The sequence below is a fragment of the Nocardioides ultimimeridianus genome, from assembly GCF_054777895.1.
In genome coordinates this window covers 72,743-94,406 of record NZ_BAAHAB010000006.1, presented here as the reverse complement: position 1 = coordinate 94,406, position 21,664 = coordinate 72,743, and the positions used below count along the sequence as shown (strand labels likewise).

The following is a 21,664-nucleotide window of genomic DNA, read 5'->3' as shown; positions in this document are numbered from 1 at the left end:
GCCCGAGCCGGGCCTCGGCTTGGCGATCAAGGCGTAGCGCATTCAGGCGGGAGCGCGAAACGGGCTGCTGTCGCGCTCTACATGACTCTGCACAGCGGAAGTGCTGCGGCCGCGAATGCCTGAGCCTGCTGCCCCCACAGCCGTCGAGTCTCGCACGAGGCCTGGATCGCCGCCTGCTCGACCGCTGCGACAGCGGACTCGAGTTCGTCGGGATCGCTGGCGCTGACCGCGACGAAGCCGATTGCCCGGAGGAGGCCGTGCCCCGCGGTGAGGTCGGCTTCCTGCTGGAGAACGTCTTGGTACTCCGCGGTCTGCTGGGCATCTTCGATTTGCCCGATCTTCTGCCGTTGTGCGGCGTCGGAGATGTACTCGGTCTTCTTCTTTCGGATGTCGCGGGCGGCACGGTCTGTGCGCATGGGTGAGTAGAGCAGCGTGAATGTTCGCCGGATTCCAGACGAGAGAAGCAAAGGGGCGAGGAAGCCCGGGAAGACCAACGAGCGTGGCCATTCGCTGATCCAGAGCACGCAGTGCTCGGCGGAGTCGGTCCGCAGCGACCCCCACGACTCGGTCACGGCGATCGGCCCGGCTGCGGCGAGGTCGCGGCCGAGTTGTCCGTGACGCTCGAGAGCGCCTGCGACGGCGGGGTCGTACGCCGAGCGGAGGATGACGGCGAGGTCACCGGGAGTGAGCCATTGGCTGTGGGACAGGTCGGCCGACCTGAGGGCAGCTTCCATCGTCGACATCTCTTGGCGGAGAACAGCCGCGGCACCTTTCATTCCGCCACCGGCCGCGCGGATCGCGCGCCTGGCGGCCTTCATGTCGAGGGAGATCGAGATCGTGCTGGCGTGGCGTTCGCCGGCGGGACCGGCGCGGTCGATGAGCTCCGCGTAGGTCTGCGACGTCCACGTCTGGCCGCGGTCGCCGTGGCTGTTCCACCACTGCGCGAGCCCCTTGCCGGAATCGGGCAGGGTCCGTTCGCTGACCTGGATAGCAGCGAGGCGGCCGGAGCGACACGCGGTCGCGAGAACCCGGCCCCAAGCGACGACGCGGCGTTCCTGCTCGGCAGGGTCGAGGAGTACGAACGCCGGGTGGGATACGCCGACGATCGCGGTGAGGGTGGCGGCGTGGGGGTCGTGGATCATGACCGCGCCCGTGTCGGGGTCGAGCCACTGACGAAGACGCGCCGCGTCGCCGGGGAGCGCGATCGTCCCGGCTGGTCGGGGCTTCACTATGCGCCGGCGATAGACCAGCTGGCCACCTGCCGACCGCCAGAGCCAGCTTGCTCCGAGTGGTGCCCACTCGATCAGCTTCCGCCCACCGGCCCCAACGAACGCGAGGGCGAGGAGGACCCCGATGATCGGGAAGGTTGCCACGACGATGCCGAGGTACAGGCCGAGGATGAGCGTCCCGGAGGCGATGCTCGTCACCACGAGTTGCGGGCCCGAAAGTCCCAGCAGGATCCCGCGCCGCGTGAGCCGGGAGAACTTGATCGGAGTGAGTGCGGGTTCGGAGGCCGTCGAGGTACCCATGGCGGGCTACTTCCGTCCGGCAGGCTCGCGCAGGGTCGAGTCCGCGACTGCCGGAGGGACCGTCGGGGACGCGGAGGTCTCCTTCGCCTCGGCCTGCCCGGTCGACTGGGCAGCGACGAAGCCGCCGACACGGGGGCCTGCCGCGGCTGCCTCCGTCGCAACGATCAGGCCTGCGGCGGCCGCGCCGCCCGCCGCAGTTGCGCCTCCACCGGCCGCCCCGCCTGATGCCCCGGCACCCGCTCCCGCCGCGGGAGCTGCGCTGCCGGAGGGTGCGGATCTGGGCGAGTCCCCGCGCGGCGTACCGCCTCCGCCGCTGTCTCCGAGGAGCTTGGCCGGCTCGGCGCCACCGCCGCGCCCTCGAAGCGGGATTGGCACCGGGCGGTTGAGGGAGGCTTTGGCCTCCTGCTCGGCCGACATGGCCTGGTACATGTCGAAGCCCATGAAGGAGATGGCCTTGTAGGTCAGGTATGGCGCGAACCCGGCCATCAGCATGAGGACGACGCCAGCCATCGGCTGGCTGACCGACTGCAGGTCGGCGTCGATCGGTGCGGAAACCTGGGCGGTCGCGAGCAGGAAGATCACCACCAGGACGACCTTCGAGAGGATCATCGCGACTACGAACGAGGCCCACCGGCTGACCCAGCTTCGGGTGTGGTCCCAGCTGGATCCGGCGAGAGCGACGGTCGCGAAGACGATCGCGATGAGTAGCAGCGCCTTTCGGATGAGCAGGCTGATCCACACGACCATCGCGCCGATGATGGCGAGGCTGGCGAGGAAGATCGTCAGGATCGCGCCCGCGCCGGGAGCTGAGAGGTTGATCGCGCCGAGCCCGGAGGCGAGTACGGCGACCTTGTCGCCCATCTCGTTCATGTTGGTACCGGCTGCGTCGACGATGCCGACGCAGAGCTGATCGGCGATCTCGAGCGCCGTCCCGAGCAGCGCGAGTGCGACGAAGGACCCGAGGATCGATTTCGCGAGTCCCAGCGCGGCTCTCGAGAGTGCGGCTGGTTCTCGCCGGATCATGCCGCCGATGACCTGGAGCATGAAGAAGCCCAGCATCACGAATACGGCGACGCCGAAAATGATGTTGTAGACCTTCGTGTAGTCGCCGCTGGTCACGTCGACGTACGTCGTGGTGTCGATGACCTTCCAGACAGACTCGAACATCCACGCCGCCGCGCCGCCCATGCTCTGCGCTAGCCAATCGAACGGCGCCGTCACCACCGCGCCAGCCGCATCGCCGGCGACGTTGCAGACGGTGTGAATGACCGGGACATCGCAGACACCCATGACAGATCGCCTCAGTTGACCTGCTGGCCGACGTTCCAGAAGAAGTTCACCAGCGTCACCGAGGCGCCGCAGATGATGGCCGCGCCGAGCGCGACCAGGACGCCGAGCTTCCCGCGGCCGGCGAGGTGGGGGTTAGAGGAGTTCGCGCCGAGCGCCCAAACGATCGCCGAGGCGATCAGAGCGAGTACGGCGAGGATCAGCCCGACGGACATCGACGCGCCGACGACGTTCTTCAACTGGCTGATACCGGGCAGGCCGTTGGAGTTCGGACTGATCGCGATGTCGAACGGCACCAGGTCAGGCAGCCGGAGCGGCGGTGTCATGGGGGGTCTCCTGTCGACGAGAGCGGACGTCCTAAAGGTGGGCGCCGACGCCCAGCAGCCAGTTCGCCCACGTCAGCGCCGCGCCTATGAGGGTCGCGCCTCCGAGCGCGACGAAGCAGCCGAGCTTGGCCCTCTGAGCCGTATGCCAGCTCCCGGAGCCGGAGGCAAGCGCCCAAGCCGTCGCGGAGACGACGAGCATGAGGACGGCGATGATCAGGCCGTAGGTCAGCAGGGCGCCGACGACCGAGCGGAAACCGGCTGAACCGCCCACAGCACCGAAGTCGGGACCGACTGCAGCCGCCAAAGAAGTGTTCATGCTGGTCAGGTGCGGCACGAACGCCGCGTCCGTTTGGTGCTACCCGAGGCGCCGAACTGTCATTACCTGTCCGGCGAACTCACTGATCGTCCCGTATCGGACGGACTCGCCGGTACGGGGAGCCTGGAGGATCTTGTCGCCGCCGACGTAGATCGCGACGTGGTGCGGGCCGCCGGCACCGGGGTAGCTGAAGAAGATCAGGTCGCCCGGCTGCTTGTCGGCCCAGGCGACCGACCGGCCGAGGTGGATCTGGTCGCCGGTGTAGTGGGGGAGGCGAATGCGGCCACCTGATGCCTGGTAGGCGGCGTAGAGGACGAGGCCGGAGCAGTCGAAGCCACCGCCAGAGGGTCCACTAAAGGATCCGCCGCCCCAGACGTACGGGGTGCCGATCTCCTTCGCCGCAGCCGCGATCAAGGCGCCCGGGAAGCCGGGTGGCAGATCCGCGGGAACGCCACCCGTTGGCTGTGCGCATCCGAGGTCGCTGCTTAGGGAGACGCCGCTGAGTGCGGCCAGGATCGCCGCGGCGACGGGCTGGTTCACGGCGTAACGGTCGGGATAGGCAGAGCCCTGCACGGCCTGAGCGGCACCGCCGGGATTCATGGTCTGCCAACCAGGAACGTCGAGCACGCCACGGGGTGAGCCATGGTTCGGCCCGCTGGGTCCGCCGTAGAAGGTACGAGATGACCAGACGGGATCCATGAGGTTGCGGACAGTTCCCCAGCCGGCGGCCGGGCGTTGCTGGAACAGCCCGAGCGAGTCGTGGTCGCCGCCGTTGCCGTCGTTCGGGATCGACCCGGACTCGGGATAGGCCGAGACGTTCGAAAGGACCCGGAGCGTCGACTCGGTGAGTGCCGCCATCAGGGCGACGAGTTGGCCGCGTGCTGGGACTCCTTCGCTGCGACCGACGGCGATGATCGTGGCGGCGCGAGCGAGCTGTTGACGATCCAGGGTCACGGCCCGGCCGTTCGCGTTGGTGGCCGTCAGGCTGTCGGGCACGTTCCCTGACCCGGCCTGCATCGGTGCAGGCCACTCCGCTGTGCGTCGAAGAACGACGGTCGTCACCAGGGCGTGCGGATGGTCGGATCTGACCGGGACGAGGCTCGTGCCCAGGAGTCGCGCGGTGCGGGGGAAGAACTGGTAGATGACCGCACGGTCGTAGGTGAAGGAGTACCCCGCTCGCGCGAGCTGGTCGGGGGCCGACCAGGCGCCCTGACTCGGGTGGACGTTCATGTCTCCGGCGAGCAGGACGGGCCCGTAGGCGGACAGTCGGGTGACGAGTTGTCGGAGCAGCCGCATTCCGGCGGCGTACTGCGCTGTCCTGCTCGGCCAGGGGTAGTCGCCGTGGGTACGCCGCTGCTTCTGCGGGTTCGTCATATTGTGGGTCGCGATGACCACGATCTGTCGACCCGTGGTGCGGCTGCGCAGGATGGTCCAGATCGCGTAGCGGTTCCAGTCGACCGGCCGACCTTTGAAGACGACGAGGTCGTCTTTGACGTACTCGAACCGACCTGCGTCGACGAGGCTCCACTTCTGCGTGTCCCACATGACGGCGTTCTCGAGGCTGTTGCCGTGGCGCGTCGCGGAGACGGGACCCTTGTACGCGTCGTAGCCCGGTGCGTGAGTGGACAGGAACCGCGTGCTGGCCCTGGTGACCTCGTTCAGCGCGATGAAGTCCGGGTGGCTGGTGGTCATGGATCTCAGCGATCCTGGCACCGTCGGGAGTGAGCCTGCACCGCGGTGGGTGGTCGGCAGATTCGCGACCGCCATCCGTACCTTGCCGACGTACGGCGTCCCCGCCGCGGCACGCACCTCCGGCAGGACTCCCAGCCGGAGCCCGGTTCCGACACCACCTCGTGTGCCACCGGATGCCGCGGCTTGTGGCGTTTGCGCGCTGGTGGTCGTGCCGGTGTCGCAGGCGGTCAAGGACGCTGTCGGCGATGTCACCGCGGCGACCGCGATGAGCGCCGCGCCCGGGACGGACAGGACGGCTGAGCTGGCTGCGATCGTGAGTTTGATTCCCACGGCACCCGCTCCGTGCCTCAGCGGAGCGGGTTGTCGAGCTGCGAGAGCCGGAGGACGTGGCAGCGGGCGAAGGCGGGTGGGCAGGCGACGAAGACGGTGAACGACACCGGGTACGAGGAGCTCGCAGGCTCGCCATGCCAGACTCCGCTGCGATGGCGGGTGCCGGTGATCGTGACCGCTGTCGTACCGGGACGCAGTTGCCCATGCGCCTGAGCGAGCGCTGCCGGCCAGGACGCGGGGACCGAGGCGCGGGTGATGTCGAGGGTCTGGACCACCTCCATCGCGCCGAGGTTGAGCCACTGGTTCGTGGTGGGCAGATAGGTTGCGACGTCGTCGATCAGGCCGGGTGTCTCGTCGCCGGACGGATCGCCATCGCCCAGGACCGTGGCCGTGTAGTCGGTGGGGAGGTAGCCGGAGGCGGTGTCCCAGTCGAACAGTGACGTCGCGACTGCCCGGGCGTACACGATCGGGTCGGTCGTGCGGGGGAGTGAGCGGTCCTGAAGGTCGACAGTCGGCGGATCCGGATGTGTGACGGCCTGCGCGTGTTGCGCTGCGCCGTCGGGTGCGGGCGGGGCCTGGTGGCCGGGGCCGCGAACCAGTCCGTAGATGCCGACGACGACCGTGGCGACGAGGCACGCGGCGGCGACGAGGATCAGGGCTTGGCGGCCGGTGAGATCACGCATCGGGTGCCCCCGGGGTTGCCTGGGCGCATCGTCGTGCGGCGTCGAGCTGGTCACGGAACGCGATTGCGGCGGTGACGACGCTGTCGAACCGGGTCCAGTCGGCGTCGGTCATCTCCACGGCGAGGACGTCGACGTCGTACATCTCGTTCAGTCCGTCGAGCTCGTTCCAGATCAGGTTGAAGGAGCGGGTGCTGCGGTAGTGCTTCGTGGGTCCCTGGCTATGGGTGAGGTGCTGGCCGGATTCCTTCTTGCCGGTCACCCGTTCCAACGCCTCCCGTGCCATCCGGGCCAGATCCGTCTCGACATCGGGCCGCGGTAGCTGCGTCTCGTCGTAGGCAGCCTTGACCTTCAGGTAGAGCGGCTTGACCGGTTCGCCGTTCTCGATCCGGCCCAGCGCGTCGGCGGCCATCGCCCGGACATGCGGTGGGGTTGCCCTGCGTGATGCCCAGTCCATGAGCGCGCAGACGCGCTCGTGCGTGTTGTACGACGCCTTGCCCGTGATGGCCATCGCCGCCTGTCGCCGTGCGTCGCCGGTCTCGCCCGGGTCCGCACCGGGGGCGGACCCGGAGTCGGCGGCGTTGGCTCCGAACTGGGTGGCCTGCATCCTGGCCTCGGCTTCCTCAGCTCGGATCGCCTTGAGCTCGCGATACAGCGAGGCCTTCTCGATCTCGGTGAGTGGCTTGTGGAGCTCGTTGTCGTCCTGCTGCGCCAGGAGTGCGTTGAGCGAGTCGGAGATGCCGGATCGGACCCAGACCTTCATCGACCTCCATCCGAGGCGGCGTACGGCCTCGAGCCGGCGCCATCCGCAAACAAGAATTCCGTCCGGGGTGATCGTGATCGGCTGAAGGAGCCCGAGACGGTCGATCGATTCGGCGAGCTTGGCGAGGTCGCCGGGGTCCTTGCGGTGCCGGACGCCGACGGTGATCGAGTCGATCGCCCGGTCGAGTTCGATGTGGCCACGCGTCTCAGACACGGGTCTCACCCCTGACCCGAGGCGCAGTCTGGGCGATCTCCCACAGCAGAAGGTCGTCGTCGAGGAGCTCGCTGAGGGGGTCGCCGATCAGGATGCGAACCAGTACGCCGCGCCCGTCGGTGGTGCAGAACTCGTCCGGGTTGGGGTTGCCCAGGATGATCCGGAGCACGGTCGACCACGCATCTTGGTCGATGTCGAGGAACGCTCGCGCGCTCTGGTCGCGGCGGAGCGCGGTGTGCGTCTTTGGGCGGCAGCCGGACTCGACCAACCGCGAGCAGATGAAGTCCAACGCGCAGGTCGCGGTGTCACGCGGCCAGCCCAGCGCAGTGAACAGGTCGATCGCCACGTCCACCGCCTCATAGGCACCCGTCGGTGCGTCATCCTCGGTCCCGAAGGGGTCGACGGCGAGTGTGGGGAGGAAGCTCGGCAGGTCGGCCTCGGTGTCGCAGAAGCGGCGTACGTCGCGGTGCTGGGATACCTCGGGTCGCCTGGCCTTGTCGACCGAGCACAACAGGCCGTTGGCACGTTCCTCGGCGATCAGGCTGACGTTGACCGCCATGGTCACCACCGCCCACGGGTCGTCGGCGGTGCGGACTGCGTAGGTGCGCATGGCCTCGAATGCCGCAGCGGCGCCCGCGCTCGGGTCGAGGTGGTGCTTGATCGCGAGCGCCTCGTACTTCTTTGCCGCGAACAGCATCAGCTCACGAGCCTCTGGGTCCTGCTCCCACGCGTGCGCGCCGAAGACACGCAGCCGGGTCAGGAGACGGCGCAGGCCCTGGGAAGTCTCGAACGAGTGAGTCACAGCTGGAGTCCTTCCATGCGGGCCGTGGCGGGTGGCGGGGTCGTCGGTGCTGGGTGTCTGATTGCCCGGGTGGTCGTGATGGGCGCACGTCGCGTCCGGCGCAGGAGCTCGGCATGGAGGTCGATGCCGCGCCCGACCATCGCTTCGGCGTACGACGCAAGCTCGGTCGGTCGCACCCACGCGATGTGCCTCTGTGCGCTGGGGGCGCCGGTCGCGGCAGAGAGTGAGGGGTCGCGGTGCCGGGCAAGCTCGCCTGCCTCGGCCTCGGCGTGCGGCTCCGGCTGCGGGGAGCTGTGGCGGCGGTATTCGGTGTGGGTGTTCACAGCTGGAGTCCCTCACTCGGCCGAGTAGGGCCCGGGCGGCTCACTGGGCCGAGCCGCGTGGCGTGGTGGACGGCGGAGTTGATCGTGGTCTCGATCTCCCGATCGCCGAGGCCGGAGTGCTGCGCGGCAGGGGTGAGCCAGCTGGCGATGTCGGCCGCGGTGAAGTTGTTCTCGGCCATCCGACATGACGCCCAGAACAGGGCCCTGTTGCGTCCACCCTCAGGGGTCAATGCGACGGCACGGGCCAACGCTGGTGGGTGACAATCGGGTCCTCTCAGCGAGGACGGCGGCCCCAGGGCTTGTGCCGGACGGGGCGGCTCCAGGAACTGGCGCAACTTGAGCGCGTCGACGGACCGCGGCCGCTGGGTCGCGATCGCGATGACGTCGTACGTCTTCGCGACGCCGTCGACCGCGATGCCTGACGGGGGAGCGATCACGTAACCGCCGTCGCCGCGGAAGTCGACGTGCGCGGCAGGAACCTGCCAGCTGCGCTGCTCTCGATCGTCGCTGATCGGGTAGTAGGCATGGACGCCATCCGACGGGGTGCGGACCAGCCAGGCCCATCGATCCCCAAGCCCGTCGGAGCGGGCGCGCTCGAATGCTTCGAATCCGCTGCCGCCGGCGTGGACGTCGATGTCGACGACGAGCACGCCGGTACGGGCTCCGGTCGGGAGCCCGATGTTCGCGTCCGGGGTGCGCTTCCACCAGGCATGGACCACCTGCGCTGATGAGGTCGCGTCGTGGAACCCGTTCATGGTCAGGGGCTGCTTGCCGCCGGGGACACAGGGGAAGATCGGGATGCCGAGGTTGGCGTAACGGAGCGCCGCACCGGCCAGTGTGGGCTCGGCCGCGACGCGCCGCATCGTCGCGACGCTCCAGCGGGGGACGGGATTGTCGGGGTCGTACATGCTGACGACGCTGCACCGGCAGGTTTACCCGAACCAGGCTTACCCGACCGGTTAACCTTGCCCGAGAACACCGTTTGCGCAGGTCAACAGGTATCCCCAAGTCATGTCGGAGTGCGTCAGCGTGACGTGGCTTGAACCTGCGGCCTCCTCGTCCCGAACGAATTGAGTGCCGGTTCCGCGCCTGCGCCAGGCGGTCCAGGCGGGTCACCGTGACCATGCGAATGCGGCGTGGAGGTGTTTCTGGGGTGTCCGGCGGCCGTGGGTACGAGTTGCCGACGCTCGCAACGTAGCGCGGTCCCGACCCTCCTCACGTTCGTCTGCGAGATGCACTGTAAGAGTCCTGGAGGCGCTCGTCTTGTTGCGGATATGCCACAACAAGACGCGCACCCGTTACGGATCATGCAAGTGCTCTCGTTACGAGTCCGGTGCAGCATCGATCGCATGGCACGTCGTTACACCGCGGACTACATGAGGATCGGCGAGGTCGCGCAGACTGTGGGCGTCAGCGTCGACACGCTGCGTCGCAGGGAGGTCGAGGGGCACGTCACCTTCGAGAGGCGAGGAACGTGGCGTGTGCTTCACGTTGACAGTCTCGCGCAGCTCCTCGCGTGGGCTGACCAGCGATCGAGCCGGTCGAGTTCACGGAACCGCCTCGATGGCGTCGTGGTGCAGGTCGACCGCGACGCGGTCACGGCACGGGTCGAGTTGATCTGTGGTGACTTCCGCCTTGTCTCGCTGATGAGTCGCCACACAGCCGATGAGCTGGGGCTTGAGCCCGGAGTGCGTGCCACCGCCGTCGTCAAGTCCGCCAATGTCGTCGTCGATCGCACGATGCGCGCTGATTCGACGGCATCACACGGCGCACAATGCACGTTCGCGGAGCTTGACGGGAGGGCCACGGTCGTGACCAGCTAGGGACGCCGACCGTCGTTCGTTGCGTCAGGTTTGCTCTGCACTTTCCGCCAATCCGGCCACCGGTCTTTTGCATGACACCAGCAAGGTCATCGGCTCTCAACCGCCGATACTTGCCACTTCCAATGGAGGAGGACGCAGGTGAGCGGAGCCATCAGTACCCCCGGTGCCTCGGGGGGCCTCGGCAGCGGAGCCAAACGCTTCATCGGGCAGCCGGTGAAGCGGCGGGAGGACCGACGTCTCCTGCGGGGCGACGCGCACTTCGTCCACGACGTCGACCTTCACAACCAGCTGCACCTGGCAGTGGTGCGCTCGAGCGAGGCCCATGCCCGCGTCCTCAGCGTCGACGTGGAAGAGGCGCGCCGGATGCCGGGCGTGCGACTCGTCATCACGGCCGAGGAGCTGTCGGCCGTCGTACCGCTCGAGCAGATCGGGTACCACGAGGCGTATCCGTGGATCGAGGACTTCGCGCACCCGGTCCTGGCGGGGGAGAAGGTCACCTACGTCGGCCAGCCCGTCGCGGCGGTCGTCGCCGACAGCCCGTACCTGGCCGAGGACGCTGCCGCCGCCGTGAAGGTCTCGTACGACCTGCTCCCTCCTGTTCTCGACCCGCAGGCCGCGCTCATGCCCGATGCTCCGCAGCTGTTCGAAGGGCGGCGGAACGAGGCGGTGCGCATCGACAAGGAGTACGGCGACGTCGAGGGAGCCTTCGCCGGTGCTGCCCATGTCATCTCGGGTCGGTACGCCGTCGGACGCCACTCGGGTGTCCCGATGGAGCCGCGCGGCTGCGTCGCACAACCCGACCCGGGCCGCAACCAGCTGTTCGTGTGGGGCCCCGTCCACGTGCACGACTGTCAGCGGATCCTCGCCCAGGTGCTGGGTCTGCCGGTCGCCGACGTACGGCTCAAGCACTCCGACATCGGTGGCAACTTCGGTGTCAAAGGCGGGGTCTTCCCGGAGTACGTCATGGTGGGGTGGGCCGCGCTGAGACTGGGGCGTCCGGTCAAGTGGAGCGAGGATCGACTCGAGCACATGGTCGCGACGGCGCACGCCCGCGAGCAGGTGCACGAGATCGCAGCTGCCTTCGACGAGAAGGGCCGACTCCTAGCGCTCAAGGACGAGATCTGGCACAACCACGGCGCCTTCCTCCGCCAGGCGGAACCGCTCGTCAGCGACATCACCGTCGGCATGGTTCCGGGCCCCTACCGGGTCCCGGCCTACGCCGGAACCCTGCACGCCGTGCTGTCCAACAAGACCCCCCTCTCGGCATACCGTGGCCCGGGTCGCTACGAGGGCACCTTCGCGCGCGAGCGACTGCTCGACGAAGCCGCCGATGCCATGGGAATCTCCCGTGTCGAGATCCGGCGCCGCAACCTGCTGTCGGCCGCGGACCTGCCATTCGTACCGGGTATGGACATCTGCTTCGAGCCGTATCACTTCGACTCCGGCGACGTGCTGAACCACTTCGACGCCGCGCTCGCCGACGCCGACTTCGGGCAGTGGGAGAAGGATGCGGCCGAGCTCCGCAGCCAGGGTCGCCTGGTCGGCAACGGCATCGGCGTTCTGATGGACAAGGCCGGACTCGGCCTCTACGAGACCGGTGCGGTCGACGTCGACGCCAGTGGCAGGGTCCGAGTTCGCACGGGCGGTTCCTCGGTGGGGCAGGGCATCGAGACGGTCCTGGCCCAGATCGTGGCCGAGGAGCTGCAGATCGACCCCGAGCTGATCGACGTCGTGCACGGTGACACCGAGCTCGTCCCGGATGGCGTCGGCTCGTGGTCAAGCCGCTCCACCGTTCTTGCCGGAGGGGCCGCACGTATGGCCGCGCTGGAGACGATCGACAAGGCCAAGCGGCTCGCTGCCGACATGCTCGAGGCGAGCATCGAGGACCTCGAGGTCCGCGACGGCTCGATCGCGGTCGTGGGGAGCGACGTCGCACTGAGCCTGGCAGAGATCGCCGGACGTTGGGACGGCTGGTCGGCACGGCTGGCCGGCGACGAGCCGGGCCTCGGCGCACAGTCGGTGTACGTCGACAACCACATGAACTACCCGTACGGAGTCACGCTGGTGCAGATCGAGATCGACCCGACCACAGGCGGTCACACCTTGCGGCGGTTCTACACGACCACCGAGGCCGGGCGCGCGATCAACCCGATGACGACCCGTGGTCAGGTGATCGGAGCCGCGGTGCAAGGCATCGGGGGAGCGCTGTACGAGGAGTTCCTCTACGACGACAACGGCCAGCCGATGGCGACGTCGTTCATGGACTACCTGCTTCCCGGCGCCGAGGAGATGCCCGACGTGGAGTTCTTCATGACCGAGGACGCTCCCACGCCCAACAACCCGTTCGGTGCGAAGGGTCTGGGCGAGGTCGGACTGATCGCTGCAGGCGCTGCGATCGCCGGCGCGATCGACGATGCGATGGCGGACGGCGTGGTCGTGGCCAAGCTTCCCGTCACTCCCGAGACGATGTGGCGCAGGGCGCACTCGCGGGCACTTACTCGTGTCGGCGACCGGAGCGAACGATGAACGCACCGGAAGATCCGTTCAACGACGAGCGGCTGGTCAGCCAGGAGCCGGGCGTGCTTACCGTGTGGTCCGACATCGGCTGCCCGTGGGCGACGCTCGCGTTGCACACGCTGCACACGGTGGCTGTGGACAGGGACGTCGACCTGGTCATCGACCATCGCGCCTTCCCGCTGGAGCTGTTCAACAAGAGGGGCACCCCGCGGTGGATCCTCGACCCGGAGATCGCCGCGATCGGGGCGCTGGTCCGCTCGCTGGGGTGGCGTACGTGGTCGTCGGACCTGTCGGCGTACCCGGTCACCACGTTGCCCGCGATGGCGGCCGTCCAGGCGGCCAAGTATCCGGCGGTGGGAGGCCTGCGTGCCAGCGCCGAGCTCGACACCGCACTGCGGCGCGCCTTCTACGAGGACGGCCGGTGCATCTCGATCCACGCCGAGATCCTCGACGCCGCCAGCGGCTGCAGCTCCGTGAACGCCACCGCCCTCGACGACGCGCTCCAGCGCGGCGGGGGGATCGGCGACGTCTTCAGCCAGTGGCACACCGCGAAGGAGTTTCCCATCCAGGGCAGCCCCCAGCTCTTGTTGGGCGACAGATACTCCGAGCACAACCCCGGCGTGACCTACCACTGGACGGCACCGCCGGGCGAGGGGTTCCTGCGGTTCGACGGGTACGACGAGGCGTGGGCCGAGCGTCTCCTCGATCTGGCGGTCGTGTCCTGACCGAGCAGCCAGCAGCGGGACGGAACTCGGAATACAGTGGCTTCGTGTCGATCGAGCAGGACCTCAGAGCGGTCGCTGAAGGCGTCCGCCGCCGTATCCCGGACCTGGTCCGCGAGATCGAGCGCGAGGTCGGCGAGCAGGTGCCCGAGTCGCACGGCAAGGACGATCCCGTCCTCTCCGAGTCCGAGCGCCCCAGCATCGTCTCGGCACTCACCAGCATCGTGGACGGTCTGGCCGAGGGCCGACGTCTTCCTGACCGTGCCTCGGACGCCGCACTGCAGGAGGCGCGCGTGGTCGCACAGGCGGGTATCGATCTGCACGCGCTGCTGAAGACCTATCGCATCGGCCAGGCGATCGTGTGGAACGCGATCCTCGAGGAGGCCATGCGCCTCGTCCCGGACGACACCCGCCGGATCGCCGTCCTACGTCAGGCCTCCGACTTCCACTACGCGTGGAACGACAGGGTGACCGAAGGAGTGGTCAGCACCTACCAGGCCGAGCACAACGCCTACTTCTTCCGCAGCCAGGACCGCCGCCGGCGCGCCATCGTGAGCGACCTCCTGCGCGGCGTCCCGACCGACGCTGATCAGCTCGGCTACAACCTGCGCACCGAGCACCTCGCCGTCGTCGCCTGGGGCCGGTCTCCGGAGGCGAACATCCGCACGATCGCGCAGGCGCTCGAGGCACGGCACCTCACGGTCAGCGGCACGTCCGGCACGGTCCTCGGCTGGCTGGGTGGATCGAACCTCGCGCGACGCGTCGAGGAGGGCGGTGCGAGCTTCAAGGCGCTGCCCGAGACGTACCTGTCGTTGGGCGAGGTGGCTCCGGGGCTCGAAGGCTTCCGGCTCAGCCATCGCGAGGCATGGCAGGCCTACCGGGTCAATCGCATCCGGCCGCGCGAGGTGGTGCGGTACGACGAGGTCTCGCTCGAGGCACTCGTGCTGCGGGACCGTCAGGCGATGCAGGACTTCGTGGCTCGCGAGCTCCGTGGCATCGACGAGGAGGACGCGCGCAACGATCGTCTCCGGGAGACATTGCGGGCCTACTTCAAGACGGGGCAGAACGCGGCCGCGGCGGCGAACGAGATCCACGTGCACGAGCGCACGATCGCTTACCGGTTGCGCTCGATCGAGCAGCGCCTGGGAGTGTCGATCAACGCTCGACGCGACGAGATCGCCGTCGCGCTGCGCCTCGCCGACATCCTCTCGGCGCTCAGCGGGGGCGAGGATCACGCGGAGGATCCGATCATCTCGCTCGACCTGAGCAACGACGCCATCTGATCCTCACCGGCGTTCGGCTCGATCCTGTCGTGCTCGACCCTCGGTCGTCGTGTTGTGGATTGACGCGCATCCGGCTCGCGACATTTGTCGTATTGCGCATAAGCAGCCCAGTGGCCGCAGACTTAGTGTCCCGTCTCACATCGCCATCCGAAGCGTCGTCGAGATGCCGGGGATGGAACGGCACAGAGCGAAATGGAGCTGGCGTGAGCACCACCGACAAGGCGGAAGAACAGCTGAAGGCGGGCGCCCTCGGCGTACCGGGACTCGTGGCCATCGCTGCGGGTGGAGTCGCCCCGGAGTACTCCATCCTGCTGACCGGGTCGGTGGTGGCGGGCATCGCCGGCGGGGCCACCCCTGCGGCGTTCGTGATCGCGGCGGTGGGGATGTTCGCCTTCGGTCTGGTGATGGCGGGACTGTCCCGGCACGTATCCGCGGCCGGCGGCCTCTACAGCTTCGCGCGCAAGGGCCTCGGTCGCGATGTCGGTTACCTGGTGGGTTGGCTGTACCTGGGCATCGGCATGGTCGTCGCGCCGGCCACCTTCATCTCGTCGGCGTTCCTGACCCAGAACTTCTTCGCCTCGGTCGCGCCGAGCCAGCACTGGCTGTCCTCGTCGTGGGTGCCGTGGGCGATCGTGCTCACCCCTCTCGTCATGATGGCGGCCTACTTCGGAGTGCAGATCTCGGCGCGGCTGCTGCTCGTCCTCACCGCGCTCGGCATCGCGTCGATCGTGCTGCTCGACCTGGTCGTCCTCGCGCAGGGTGGCAAGGACGGCATCGCGTGGTCCTCGCTCAACCCGTTCTCGCTGCACGGCGTCTCGGTCCAGACGTTGCTGCTTGCCGTCGGTCTCGCGGTCACCTGCCTCGCCGGCTCGGAGGGCGCGGTGTTCATGGCCGAAGAGGCACACGACGCCCGTCGTACGGTCCCGCGGGCCATCATGGGCACGATGGCGCTGGTCGTCGCCTTCTACCTGCTGACCTCGCTGGCCGTGACGAGCGGCCTCGGCACCGCTGGTACGTCGGGCTGGGGACTGCTCGGGGCCGACGTCGTGGGCGAGCTCTCCGACACCTACTTCGTGTCCTGGTACGGCTCGTTCCTGCTGGCGATCGTCGCCATCGCCGGCATCACGGGTGCTCTCGCGTTCACCAACTACCTCGCCCGGCTCATCTTCGAGTGGGGGCGCGACGGCCACCTGCCGGCCGTCGTGGGTCGCACGCATCGGGAGCACAAGACGCCGCACGTTGCGCTCGGCGCGATCGCCGTCATCTGCGTGCTCGGCTATGTCGCCAGCTACCTCTGGAAGGGTGGCAGCGCGGAGGGCGGTCTCACCTCGTTCAGCTGGATGTACACGGTCGATGCCGTGCTCATCGCGCTCGTCTACCCGATCGTCGCGCTGGCCGGTGCGGTGGTCGGCCTGCGAACGAAGGCCAGCTACGTGACGAGCATCGTCGCGCCCGTCCTGGTGTTCCTGATCATCGGCATCTCCATCAAAGCCCAGTTCTTCCCGCTCCCGCCGAGCCCCTACCGGGCCGCGGTCCTCGTCGGCCTGTTCTGGCTGGTCGCGGGCGTCGTCGTGCGCGCGACGACCCGTGGGCGTTTCGCTGAGGACGAGCCGCTCGACGAGGAGCGTCTGGCACTCGACGCGACCGGCGGGCCGCGCAAGCTGCCCGTCTGATCCAAGGCCTCCTCTCGGCCCTGCCATCGCCTGTCCCGGGCGGTGGCAGGGCCGTCGTCGTGCCGGGCGGCGGTCGGCTGCGCGGAGGCACTGAACATTCCGTTGAACAAGCGGCCAATTTGGTCGGATTCGTCTAAAGACGTTGGGGAGCGTCGTTCCTAGCCTCGTCCCATCACAACCTGATGGAGGTAGGCACATGTCGTTGCCCGAGCAGCGCCGCATCCTGGCGACGGCCATTCCCGGCCCAGCGTCGCAGAAGCTCCAGGAGCAGCGACGTACCGAGCTGGCCAACGGGCTCGGCACCACGATGCCGGTCTTCATCGAGCGCGCTGGCGGTGGCGTGCTCGTCGACGTCGACGGCAACCACATCATCGACATGGCGTCCGGCATTGCCGTCACCAGCGTGGGCGCTGCGCACCCTGCGGTCACGCGTCGGATCACCGAGCAGGCGGAGCGGTTCACGCACACCTGCTTCCTGGTCACCGAGTACGACGGCTTCGTCGACGTCGCCGCGGCGCTGAACCGGTTGACACCGGGCGACCACGCCAAGAAGACGGCGCTGTTCAGCACCGGGTCGGAGGCGGTCGAGAACGCCATCAAGATCGCTCGCACGGCCACCGGCCGTCCGGCGGTCGTGGTGCTCGGGCACGCCTACCACGGCCGCACGCTGCTGACGATGTCGATGACGGCGAAGAACGTTCCCTACAAGGAGGGCTTCGGGCCGTTCGCGCCCGAGGTCTACCGCGTGCCGTCGCCGTACCCCTACCGCTGGGCGACCGGCCCGGAGAACGCAGGCGCTGAGGCATTCGCCGCGTTGAAGGAGATCATCACGACCCAGATCGGGGTCACCAACGTCGCCGCGATCGTGGCCGAGCCGATCCAGGGCGAGGGTGGCTTCATCGTCCCGCCGGCCGGCTATCTCAAGGCCGTGCAGGAGTTCGCGAACGACAGCGGCATCGTCTTCGTCGCCGACGAGATCCAGACCGGCCTGGCTCGAACGGGCGCCATGTTCGCGTGCGAGCACGAGGGCGTCGTACCAGACCTGATCACGACCGCCAAGGCACTCGCGGGCGGCATGCCACTCGCAGCCGTCACCGGTCGCGCCGAGATCATGGACGCGGTCGCGCCCGGCGGGCTCGGCGGGACGTACGCCGGCAACCCCGTGGCCTGTGCCGCTGCCCTCGGCGCCATCGAGGCCATCGAGACCGAGGGCCTGGTCGACCGGGCCCGGGAGATCGAGAAGCGGGTGCTCCCGCGCCTGCAGGCGCTTCTCGGCCCGGACTCGGTGGTGGGAGACGTCCGTGGTCGGGGCGCGATGCTCGCCCTGGAGTTCGTGCGCCCGGGCACCACGGACCCGGCCCCGGAGATCGCGAAGGCGATCGTCGAGCACTGCCACCGCGAGGGCGTCCTGACCCTGGTGTGCGGCACCTTCGGCAACGTCATCCGGTTGCTGCCGCCGCTGGTCATCCCGATGGATCTGCTCGACGAGGCTGTCGGAGTGCTCGAGGACGCCGTGAGGAGCGCCAGGTGAGTGCCACGTCGTTCGACCCGCGCACGGGCGCGGTCGTCGCCACGGTGGCGGACACGAGCACTACCCAGCTGGCGTCCGTGCTCGCGGCGGCCGCCGACGCGGCCGCTCCGCTCGCGGCGACCAGCCCTGCCGTACGTCGTACCTGGTGGTACGCCGTCGCCGACGCGCTCGAGCTGCACCGTGACGAGCTCGCCCGACTTGCCGATCGGGAGACCGCGCTCGGTCGCGAGCGGTTGACCGGCGAGGTGACGCGGGCCGCCGGGCAGCTGCGCTTCTACGCCGATGTCGCCGCGGAGGGTTCCTACCTCGACGTCACCGTCGATGAGCCCACGGCGACGACGCCCGGCCTGGTCCGGGTCAACCGGCCGCTCGGCCCGGTCGCGGTCTTCGGCGCGAGCAACTTCCCGTTCGCGTTCAGCGTGCTCGGCAACGACACCGCTGCCGCTCTCGCCGCGGGGTGCCCCGTCGTCGCGAAGGCCCATCCCGCCCACGTGGGTCTCTCGATCCGCCAGGCCGAGATCGCCGGCGAGGCGCTCGCCTCAGCCGGGGCACCGCGCGGCACCTACGCCGTCGTCAGCGGTCACCAGACCGGCGTGGACCTGGTGAAGGCGCCGCAGATCACCGCCGTCGGGTTCACCGGGTCGCAGGCCGGGGGCCTGGCGCTGTGGCGGATCGCCAACGAGCGTGAGCTCGTCATCCCGGTCTACGCCGAGATGGGCACCGTCAACCCCGTCGTCGTGACCAGCGCCGGAGCCGACGACATGGAGGCTGTCGCGAAGGGCTTCGTCGGCTCCTTCACGCTGGGCAGCGGACAGTTCTGCACCAAGCCCGGCCTGATGCTCGCGCCGGCCGGATCCGGTGCCGCCGAGGCGGTCGCCCGCGCATTGCACGACGCCGCCCCGGCACCCGTCATGCTCACCGAGGCGATCGCGAAGGGAGTGTCCGGCGGCATCGCGGCCATGGTCGCTGCTGGCGCCGAGCTCGTGGGCGAGATGCCTGCGGGGCTCGAGGGGTGGACGGCGCCGGCGGCGGTCCTCGCCGCACCTGTGTCTGCGCTTGTTCCCGGTAGCCGGCTCCTGGAGGAGACCTTCGGGGCTGTGGTCCTGGTGTGTGAGTACGACGGTGAGGCGGAGCTCGCCCACGCGGTGGGCAGCGTGCAGTCCTCGCTCGCCGCCAGCGTCTTCACCGGCGGCGCCGAGGACGACCAGGGCGCACGGGTCGTCGGCCTGCTCAGCGGCAAGGTCGGTCGGGTCGCGGTCGACGAGTGGCCGACCGGCGTCGCGTTCACCTGGGCGCAGCAGCACGGCGGGCCCTGGCCTTCGACATCCGCCCCGGCGACCACGTCGGTCGGGGCGGCCGCTCTGGGCCGCTTCGTCCGGCCGGTGGCCTACCAGTCCACTCACGACGGCTGGCTGCCGCCAGAGGCGCAGGCCGCCAACCCGTGGTCTGTGCGACGGCGGGTGAACGGCCGCCGGCCATGAGCCTCCCGCTCGAGGGCCTGCTGGTCGCGGATTTCAGCCGGGTGCTGGCCGGTCCGCTCGCTGCCGCGACGCTGGCCGACCTCGGAGCCGAGGTGATCAAGGTCGAGCGTCCCGGTGTCGGGGACGACACCCGGCACTGGGGTCCGCCGTGGACCGAGACGCCGACGGGCGGCTCCAGCTCGTACTTCGAGTGCGCGAACCGGTCCAAGAAGTCGGTCGAGCTCGACCTCTCCGATCCCGATGATCTCGCGGTGGCCCACGAGCTCGCGACCCGGTGCGACATCCTCATCGAGAACTTCAAGGCGCGCGCGCTGGACCGCCACGGCCTCGGGTACGACGCCGTCGCGGCCCGCAACCCCGGCGTCGTCTACGCCTCCATCACCGGCTTCGGCAGCAGGCAGGGCGCCGACCTGGCCGGCTACGACTTCCTGGTGCAGGCCGTCGGCGGCCTGATGAGCATCACCGGTCAACCGGACGAGCCGACCAAGGCCGGCGTGGCGCTCGTAGACGTGCTCACCTCCAAGGACGCCGTCGTCGCGATCCTCGCCGCTCTGCGGGCCCGGACCGAGGACCCCCAGGGCATCGGACAACACGTCGAGGTCAACCTGCTCTCGAGCCTGCTCGGATCCCTGGCCAACCAGGCATCGGCGTACCTCACGACCGGCGTGACGCCCACCGCGATGGGCAACCGGCATCCCTCGATCGCGCCCTACGAGACGTTGCGCGCCAAGGACGGTCACGTGGCCGTGTGTTGCGGCAACGACGGGCAGTTCGCCCGGCTCGCCTCGGCGGTCGGTCACCCGGAGCTCGCCGACGATCCACGGTTCGCCTCGAACAGCGACCGCGTCGCGCACCGCGCTGCGCTCGTCAGGCTGCTCGAGGATGTGCTCGCCGCCGACACGGTCGACACCTGGGTCGAGCGGCTCGCGGGCACCGGGCTCCCGGTCGGCCGGGTCGGCACTGTCGCGGACGGCTTCGCACTCGCCGAACAGCTCGGTCTCGAGCCCACGATCGATGTCGGCGAAGGCCGGGCGCGGCAGGTCCGCAGCCCCTTGACCTTCTCGGCCACCCCGGTGACCGCCTACACCGCTCCGCCCGGTCTGGGCGAGCACAACGACGTCGTACGAACCATGTTGAGCAGCCCTCAGGACGACCAGGAGAACCCACGATGAGCCACCCGACCACCCTCCCGCCCTTCGAGCCGCTCGACCCGATCGGGATCGACGACCTGCTCAGCGAGGACGAGAAGGCAGTACGAGCCACGGTCCGCCAGCTGTGTGCGGACCGGATCGACCCTTACGTCGCTGACTGGTTCGAGCGCGGCACCATCGACGACATCCGCGGACTGGCCAAGGAGCTCGGCTCGATCGGGCTGCTGGGCATGCACCTGGAGGGCTACGGCTGCGCGGGTATGTCGGCTACCGACTACGGCCTCGCCTGCCTCGAGCTCGAGGCCAGCGACTCCGGCATCCGTTCGCTGGTGTCGGTGCAGGGCTCACTCGCGATGTTCGCTATCCACCGCTGGGGGAGCGAGGAGCAGAAGAGCGAGTGGCTGCCGCGGATGGCAGCGGGCGACGCCATCGGCTGCTTCGGCCTGACCGAGCCCGACGCCGGCTCTGACCCGGGCAGCATGCGGACCCGGGCCCGCCGCGACGGATCCGATTGGGTGCTGGACGGGCGGAAGATGTGGATCACCAACTCCTCGGTCGCCGATGTCGCCGTCGTGTGGGCGCAGACCGATGAGGGCGTGCGGGGCTTCGTGGTGCCGGCCGGGACCCCCGGTTTCAGCGCCCCGGAGATCAAGCACAAGCAGTCGTTGCGCGCCTCGGTCACCGGTGAGATCGTTCTCGACGGCGTCCGGCTGCCCTCCTCGGCGGCCTTCCCCGAGGTGCGCGGCCTCAAGGGCCCGCTGTCCTGCCTCAACGAGGCCCGCTACGGCATCGTCTGGGGGGCGATGGGCGCTGCTCGTTCCTCGTTGGAGGTGGCGCTCCACTACGCCAACAACCGCGTCCAGTTCGACAAGCCGATCTCCGCCTTCCAGCTGACCCAGCAGAAGCTGGTCGAGATGAACCTGGAGTACACCAAGGGTGTTCTCCTCGCGCTGCACCTCGGTCGCCGCAAGGACGCCGGTCGGCTGCGGCCCGAGCAGGTCTCGCTCGGCAAGCTCAACAACGTCCGCGCGGCGATCGAGATCTGCCGCACCGCCCGCACCGTCCTCGGAGCCAACGGCATCTCGTTGGAGTACCCGGTCATCCGGCACGCCAACAACCTCGAGTCGGTCCTCACCTATGAGGGGACCGTCGAGATGCACACCCTCGTGGTCGGTCAGGCCATGACCGGTCAGCCCGCCTTCCGCTGACCGCCCCTTTGCTC

18 protein-coding genes are annotated in these 21,664 nt (G+C 69.0%); 9 read left to right on the top strand and 9 right to left on the bottom strand.

Features of this window, described 5'->3' with window-relative positions:
• Nucleotides 1-77: 77 nt before the first annotated feature.
• The 9 genes from ACYU8V_RS06780 to ACYU8V_RS06740 all read right to left on the bottom strand — a co-directional run bounded on the left by ACYU8V_RS06780 (nucleotide 78) and on the right by ACYU8V_RS06740 (nucleotide 9,169).
• Entirely contained in the window at nucleotides 78-1,529 is a 1,452-nt protein-coding gene (locus ACYU8V_RS06780) for an SCO6880 family protein (RefSeq protein WP_460846121.1), read from the bottom strand.
• Nucleotides 1,530-1,535: 6 nt separating this feature from the next.
• Complete coding sequence (locus ACYU8V_RS06775; protein WP_460846118.1) at nucleotides 1,536-2,696, bottom strand: TrbL/VirB6 family protein; 1,161 nt, start codon at nucleotides 2,694-2,696, stop codon at nucleotides 1,536-1,538.
• 134 nt (nucleotides 2,697-2,830) lie between these two features.
• Nucleotides 2,831-3,142, bottom strand: a complete 312-nt coding sequence (locus ACYU8V_RS06770) for a DUF6112 family protein (RefSeq protein WP_460846116.1) — start codon at nucleotides 3,140-3,142, stop codon at nucleotides 2,831-2,833.
• A gap of 31 nt (nucleotides 3,143-3,173) precedes the next feature.
• Complete coding sequence (locus tag ACYU8V_RS06765; protein ID WP_460846114.1) at nucleotides 3,174-3,476, bottom strand: DUF6112 family protein; 303 nt, start codon at nucleotides 3,474-3,476, stop codon at nucleotides 3,174-3,176.
• A 21-nt stretch (nucleotides 3,477-3,497) separates the two neighbouring features.
• Entirely contained in the window at nucleotides 3,498-5,150 is a 1,653-nt protein-coding gene (locus tag ACYU8V_RS06760) for an NlpC/P60 family protein (protein WP_460846113.1), read from the bottom strand.
• Between the two features lie 347 nt (nucleotides 5,151-5,497).
• Nucleotides 5,498-6,163: a hypothetical protein gene (locus ACYU8V_RS06755; RefSeq protein WP_460846112.1), complete on the bottom strand. Its 666-nt coding sequence runs from the start codon at nucleotides 6,161-6,163 to the stop codon at nucleotides 5,498-5,500.
• Complete coding sequence (locus tag ACYU8V_RS06750) at nucleotides 6,156-7,136, bottom strand: ParB N-terminal domain-containing protein (RefSeq protein ID WP_460846111.1); 981 nt, start codon at nucleotides 7,134-7,136, stop codon at nucleotides 6,156-6,158. Before ACYU8V_RS06750 ends, ACYU8V_RS06755 begins: the two co-directional genes overlap by 8 nt.
• The gene (locus ACYU8V_RS06745) at nucleotides 7,129-7,938 is read right to left on the bottom strand and encodes a serine/arginine repetitive matrix protein 2 (protein WP_460846110.1); all 810 of its coding nucleotides are present in this window, start codon (nucleotides 7,936-7,938) and stop codon (nucleotides 7,129-7,131) included. Before ACYU8V_RS06745 ends, ACYU8V_RS06750 begins: the two co-directional genes overlap by 8 nt.
• 319 nt (nucleotides 7,939-8,257) lie before the next feature.
• Complete coding sequence (locus ACYU8V_RS06740; protein ID WP_460846109.1) at nucleotides 8,258-9,169, bottom strand: bifunctional DNA primase/polymerase; 912 nt, start codon at nucleotides 9,167-9,169, stop codon at nucleotides 8,258-8,260.
• Between the two features lie 441 nt (nucleotides 9,170-9,610).
• On the opposite strand from ACYU8V_RS06740, the gene ACYU8V_RS06735 reads away from it, so the two are divergent.
• From ACYU8V_RS06735 to ACYU8V_RS06695, 9 genes are all read left to right on the top strand, one after another.
• A complete protein-coding gene (locus ACYU8V_RS06735; RefSeq protein ID WP_460846107.1) occupies nucleotides 9,611-10,084 on the top strand; it encodes a TOBE domain-containing protein in 474 nt (157 codons plus the stop codon).
• A 138-nt stretch (nucleotides 10,085-10,222) separates the two neighbouring features.
• Complete coding sequence (locus tag ACYU8V_RS06730) at nucleotides 10,223-12,610, top strand: xanthine dehydrogenase family protein molybdopterin-binding subunit (protein WP_460846106.1); 2,388 nt, start codon at nucleotides 10,223-10,225, stop codon at nucleotides 12,608-12,610.
• Nucleotides 12,607-13,326, top strand: a complete 720-nt coding sequence (locus ACYU8V_RS06725) for a DsbA family oxidoreductase (protein WP_460846105.1) — start codon at nucleotides 12,607-12,609, stop codon at nucleotides 13,324-13,326. The genes ACYU8V_RS06730 and ACYU8V_RS06725 overlap by 4 nt, the downstream gene beginning before the upstream one ends.
• 44 nt (nucleotides 13,327-13,370) lie before the next feature.
• Nucleotides 13,371-14,606 carry a PucR family transcriptional regulator gene (locus tag ACYU8V_RS06720; protein ID WP_460787325.1) on the top strand — a complete coding sequence of 412 codons (1,236 nt, stop codon included), beginning with the start codon at nucleotides 13,371-13,373 and terminating at the stop codon, nucleotides 14,604-14,606.
• A gap of 203 nt (nucleotides 14,607-14,809) precedes the next feature.
• Nucleotides 14,810-16,279 (top strand): APC family permease, encoded by a 1,470-nt coding sequence (locus ACYU8V_RS06715; RefSeq protein ID WP_460846104.1) that lies wholly within the window; start codon nucleotides 14,810-14,812, stop codon nucleotides 16,277-16,279.
• A gap of 196 nt (nucleotides 16,280-16,475) precedes the next feature.
• Nucleotides 16,476-17,810 carry a 4-aminobutyrate--2-oxoglutarate transaminase gene (gene gabT / locus ACYU8V_RS06710; RefSeq protein WP_460846103.1) on the top strand — a complete coding sequence of 445 codons (1,335 nt, stop codon included), beginning with the start codon at nucleotides 16,476-16,478 and terminating at the stop codon, nucleotides 17,808-17,810.
• A complete protein-coding gene (locus ACYU8V_RS06705) occupies nucleotides 17,807-19,291 on the top strand; it encodes an aldehyde dehydrogenase family protein (protein ID WP_460846102.1) in 1,485 nt (494 codons plus the stop codon). The genes gabT and ACYU8V_RS06705 overlap by 4 nt, the downstream gene beginning before the upstream one ends.
• A complete protein-coding gene (locus tag ACYU8V_RS06700) occupies nucleotides 19,288-20,463 on the top strand; it encodes a CaiB/BaiF CoA transferase family protein (RefSeq protein WP_460846100.1) in 1,176 nt (391 codons plus the stop codon). Before ACYU8V_RS06705 ends, ACYU8V_RS06700 begins: the two co-directional genes overlap by 4 nt.
• Nucleotides 20,460-21,650 (top strand): acyl-CoA dehydrogenase family protein, encoded by a 1,191-nt coding sequence (locus ACYU8V_RS06695; protein ID WP_460846099.1) that lies wholly within the window; start codon nucleotides 20,460-20,462, stop codon nucleotides 21,648-21,650. The genes ACYU8V_RS06700 and ACYU8V_RS06695 overlap by 4 nt, the downstream gene beginning before the upstream one ends.
• Nucleotides 21,651-21,664 lie beyond the last annotated feature (14 nt).

Excerpts from the sequence above, each read along its gene's own strand:
- ACYU8V_RS06695 (WP_460846099.1), top strand. The coding sequence starts at position 20,460 with ATGAGCCACCCGACCACCCTCCCGCCCTTCGAGCCGCTCGACCCGATC.
- ACYU8V_RS06775 (WP_460846118.1), bottom strand. The coding sequence starts at position 2,696 with ATGTTCGAGTCTGTCTGGAAGGTCATCGACACCACGACGTACGTCGAC.
- ACYU8V_RS06735 (WP_460846107.1), top strand. The coding sequence starts at position 9,611 with ATGGCACGTCGTTACACCGCGGACTACATGAGGATCGGCGAGGTCGCG.
- ACYU8V_RS06780 (WP_460846121.1), bottom strand. The coding sequence starts at position 1,529 with ATGGGTACCTCGACGGCCTCCGAACCCGCACTCACTCCGATCAAGTTC.
- gabT (WP_460846103.1), top strand. The coding sequence starts at position 16,476 with ATGTCGTTGCCCGAGCAGCGCCGCATCCTGGCGACGGCCATTCCCGGC.
- ACYU8V_RS06725 (WP_460846105.1), top strand. The coding sequence starts at position 12,607 with ATGAACGCACCGGAAGATCCGTTCAACGACGAGCGGCTGGTCAGCCAG.
- ACYU8V_RS06770 (WP_460846116.1), bottom strand. The coding sequence starts at position 3,142 with ATGACACCGCCGCTCCGGCTGCCTGACCTGGTGCCGTTCGACATCGCG.
- ACYU8V_RS06760 (WP_460846113.1), bottom strand. The coding sequence starts at position 5,150 with ATGACCACCAGCCACCCGGACTTCATCGCGCTGAACGAGGTCACCAGG.
- ACYU8V_RS06740 (WP_460846109.1), bottom strand. The coding sequence starts at position 9,169 with ATGTACGACCCCGACAATCCCGTCCCCCGCTGGAGCGTCGCGACGATG.
- ACYU8V_RS06755 (WP_460846112.1), bottom strand. The coding sequence starts at position 6,163 with ATGCGTGATCTCACCGGCCGCCAAGCCCTGATCCTCGTCGCCGCCGCG.
- ACYU8V_RS06700 (WP_460846100.1), top strand. The coding sequence starts at position 19,288 with ATGAGCCTCCCGCTCGAGGGCCTGCTGGTCGCGGATTTCAGCCGGGTG.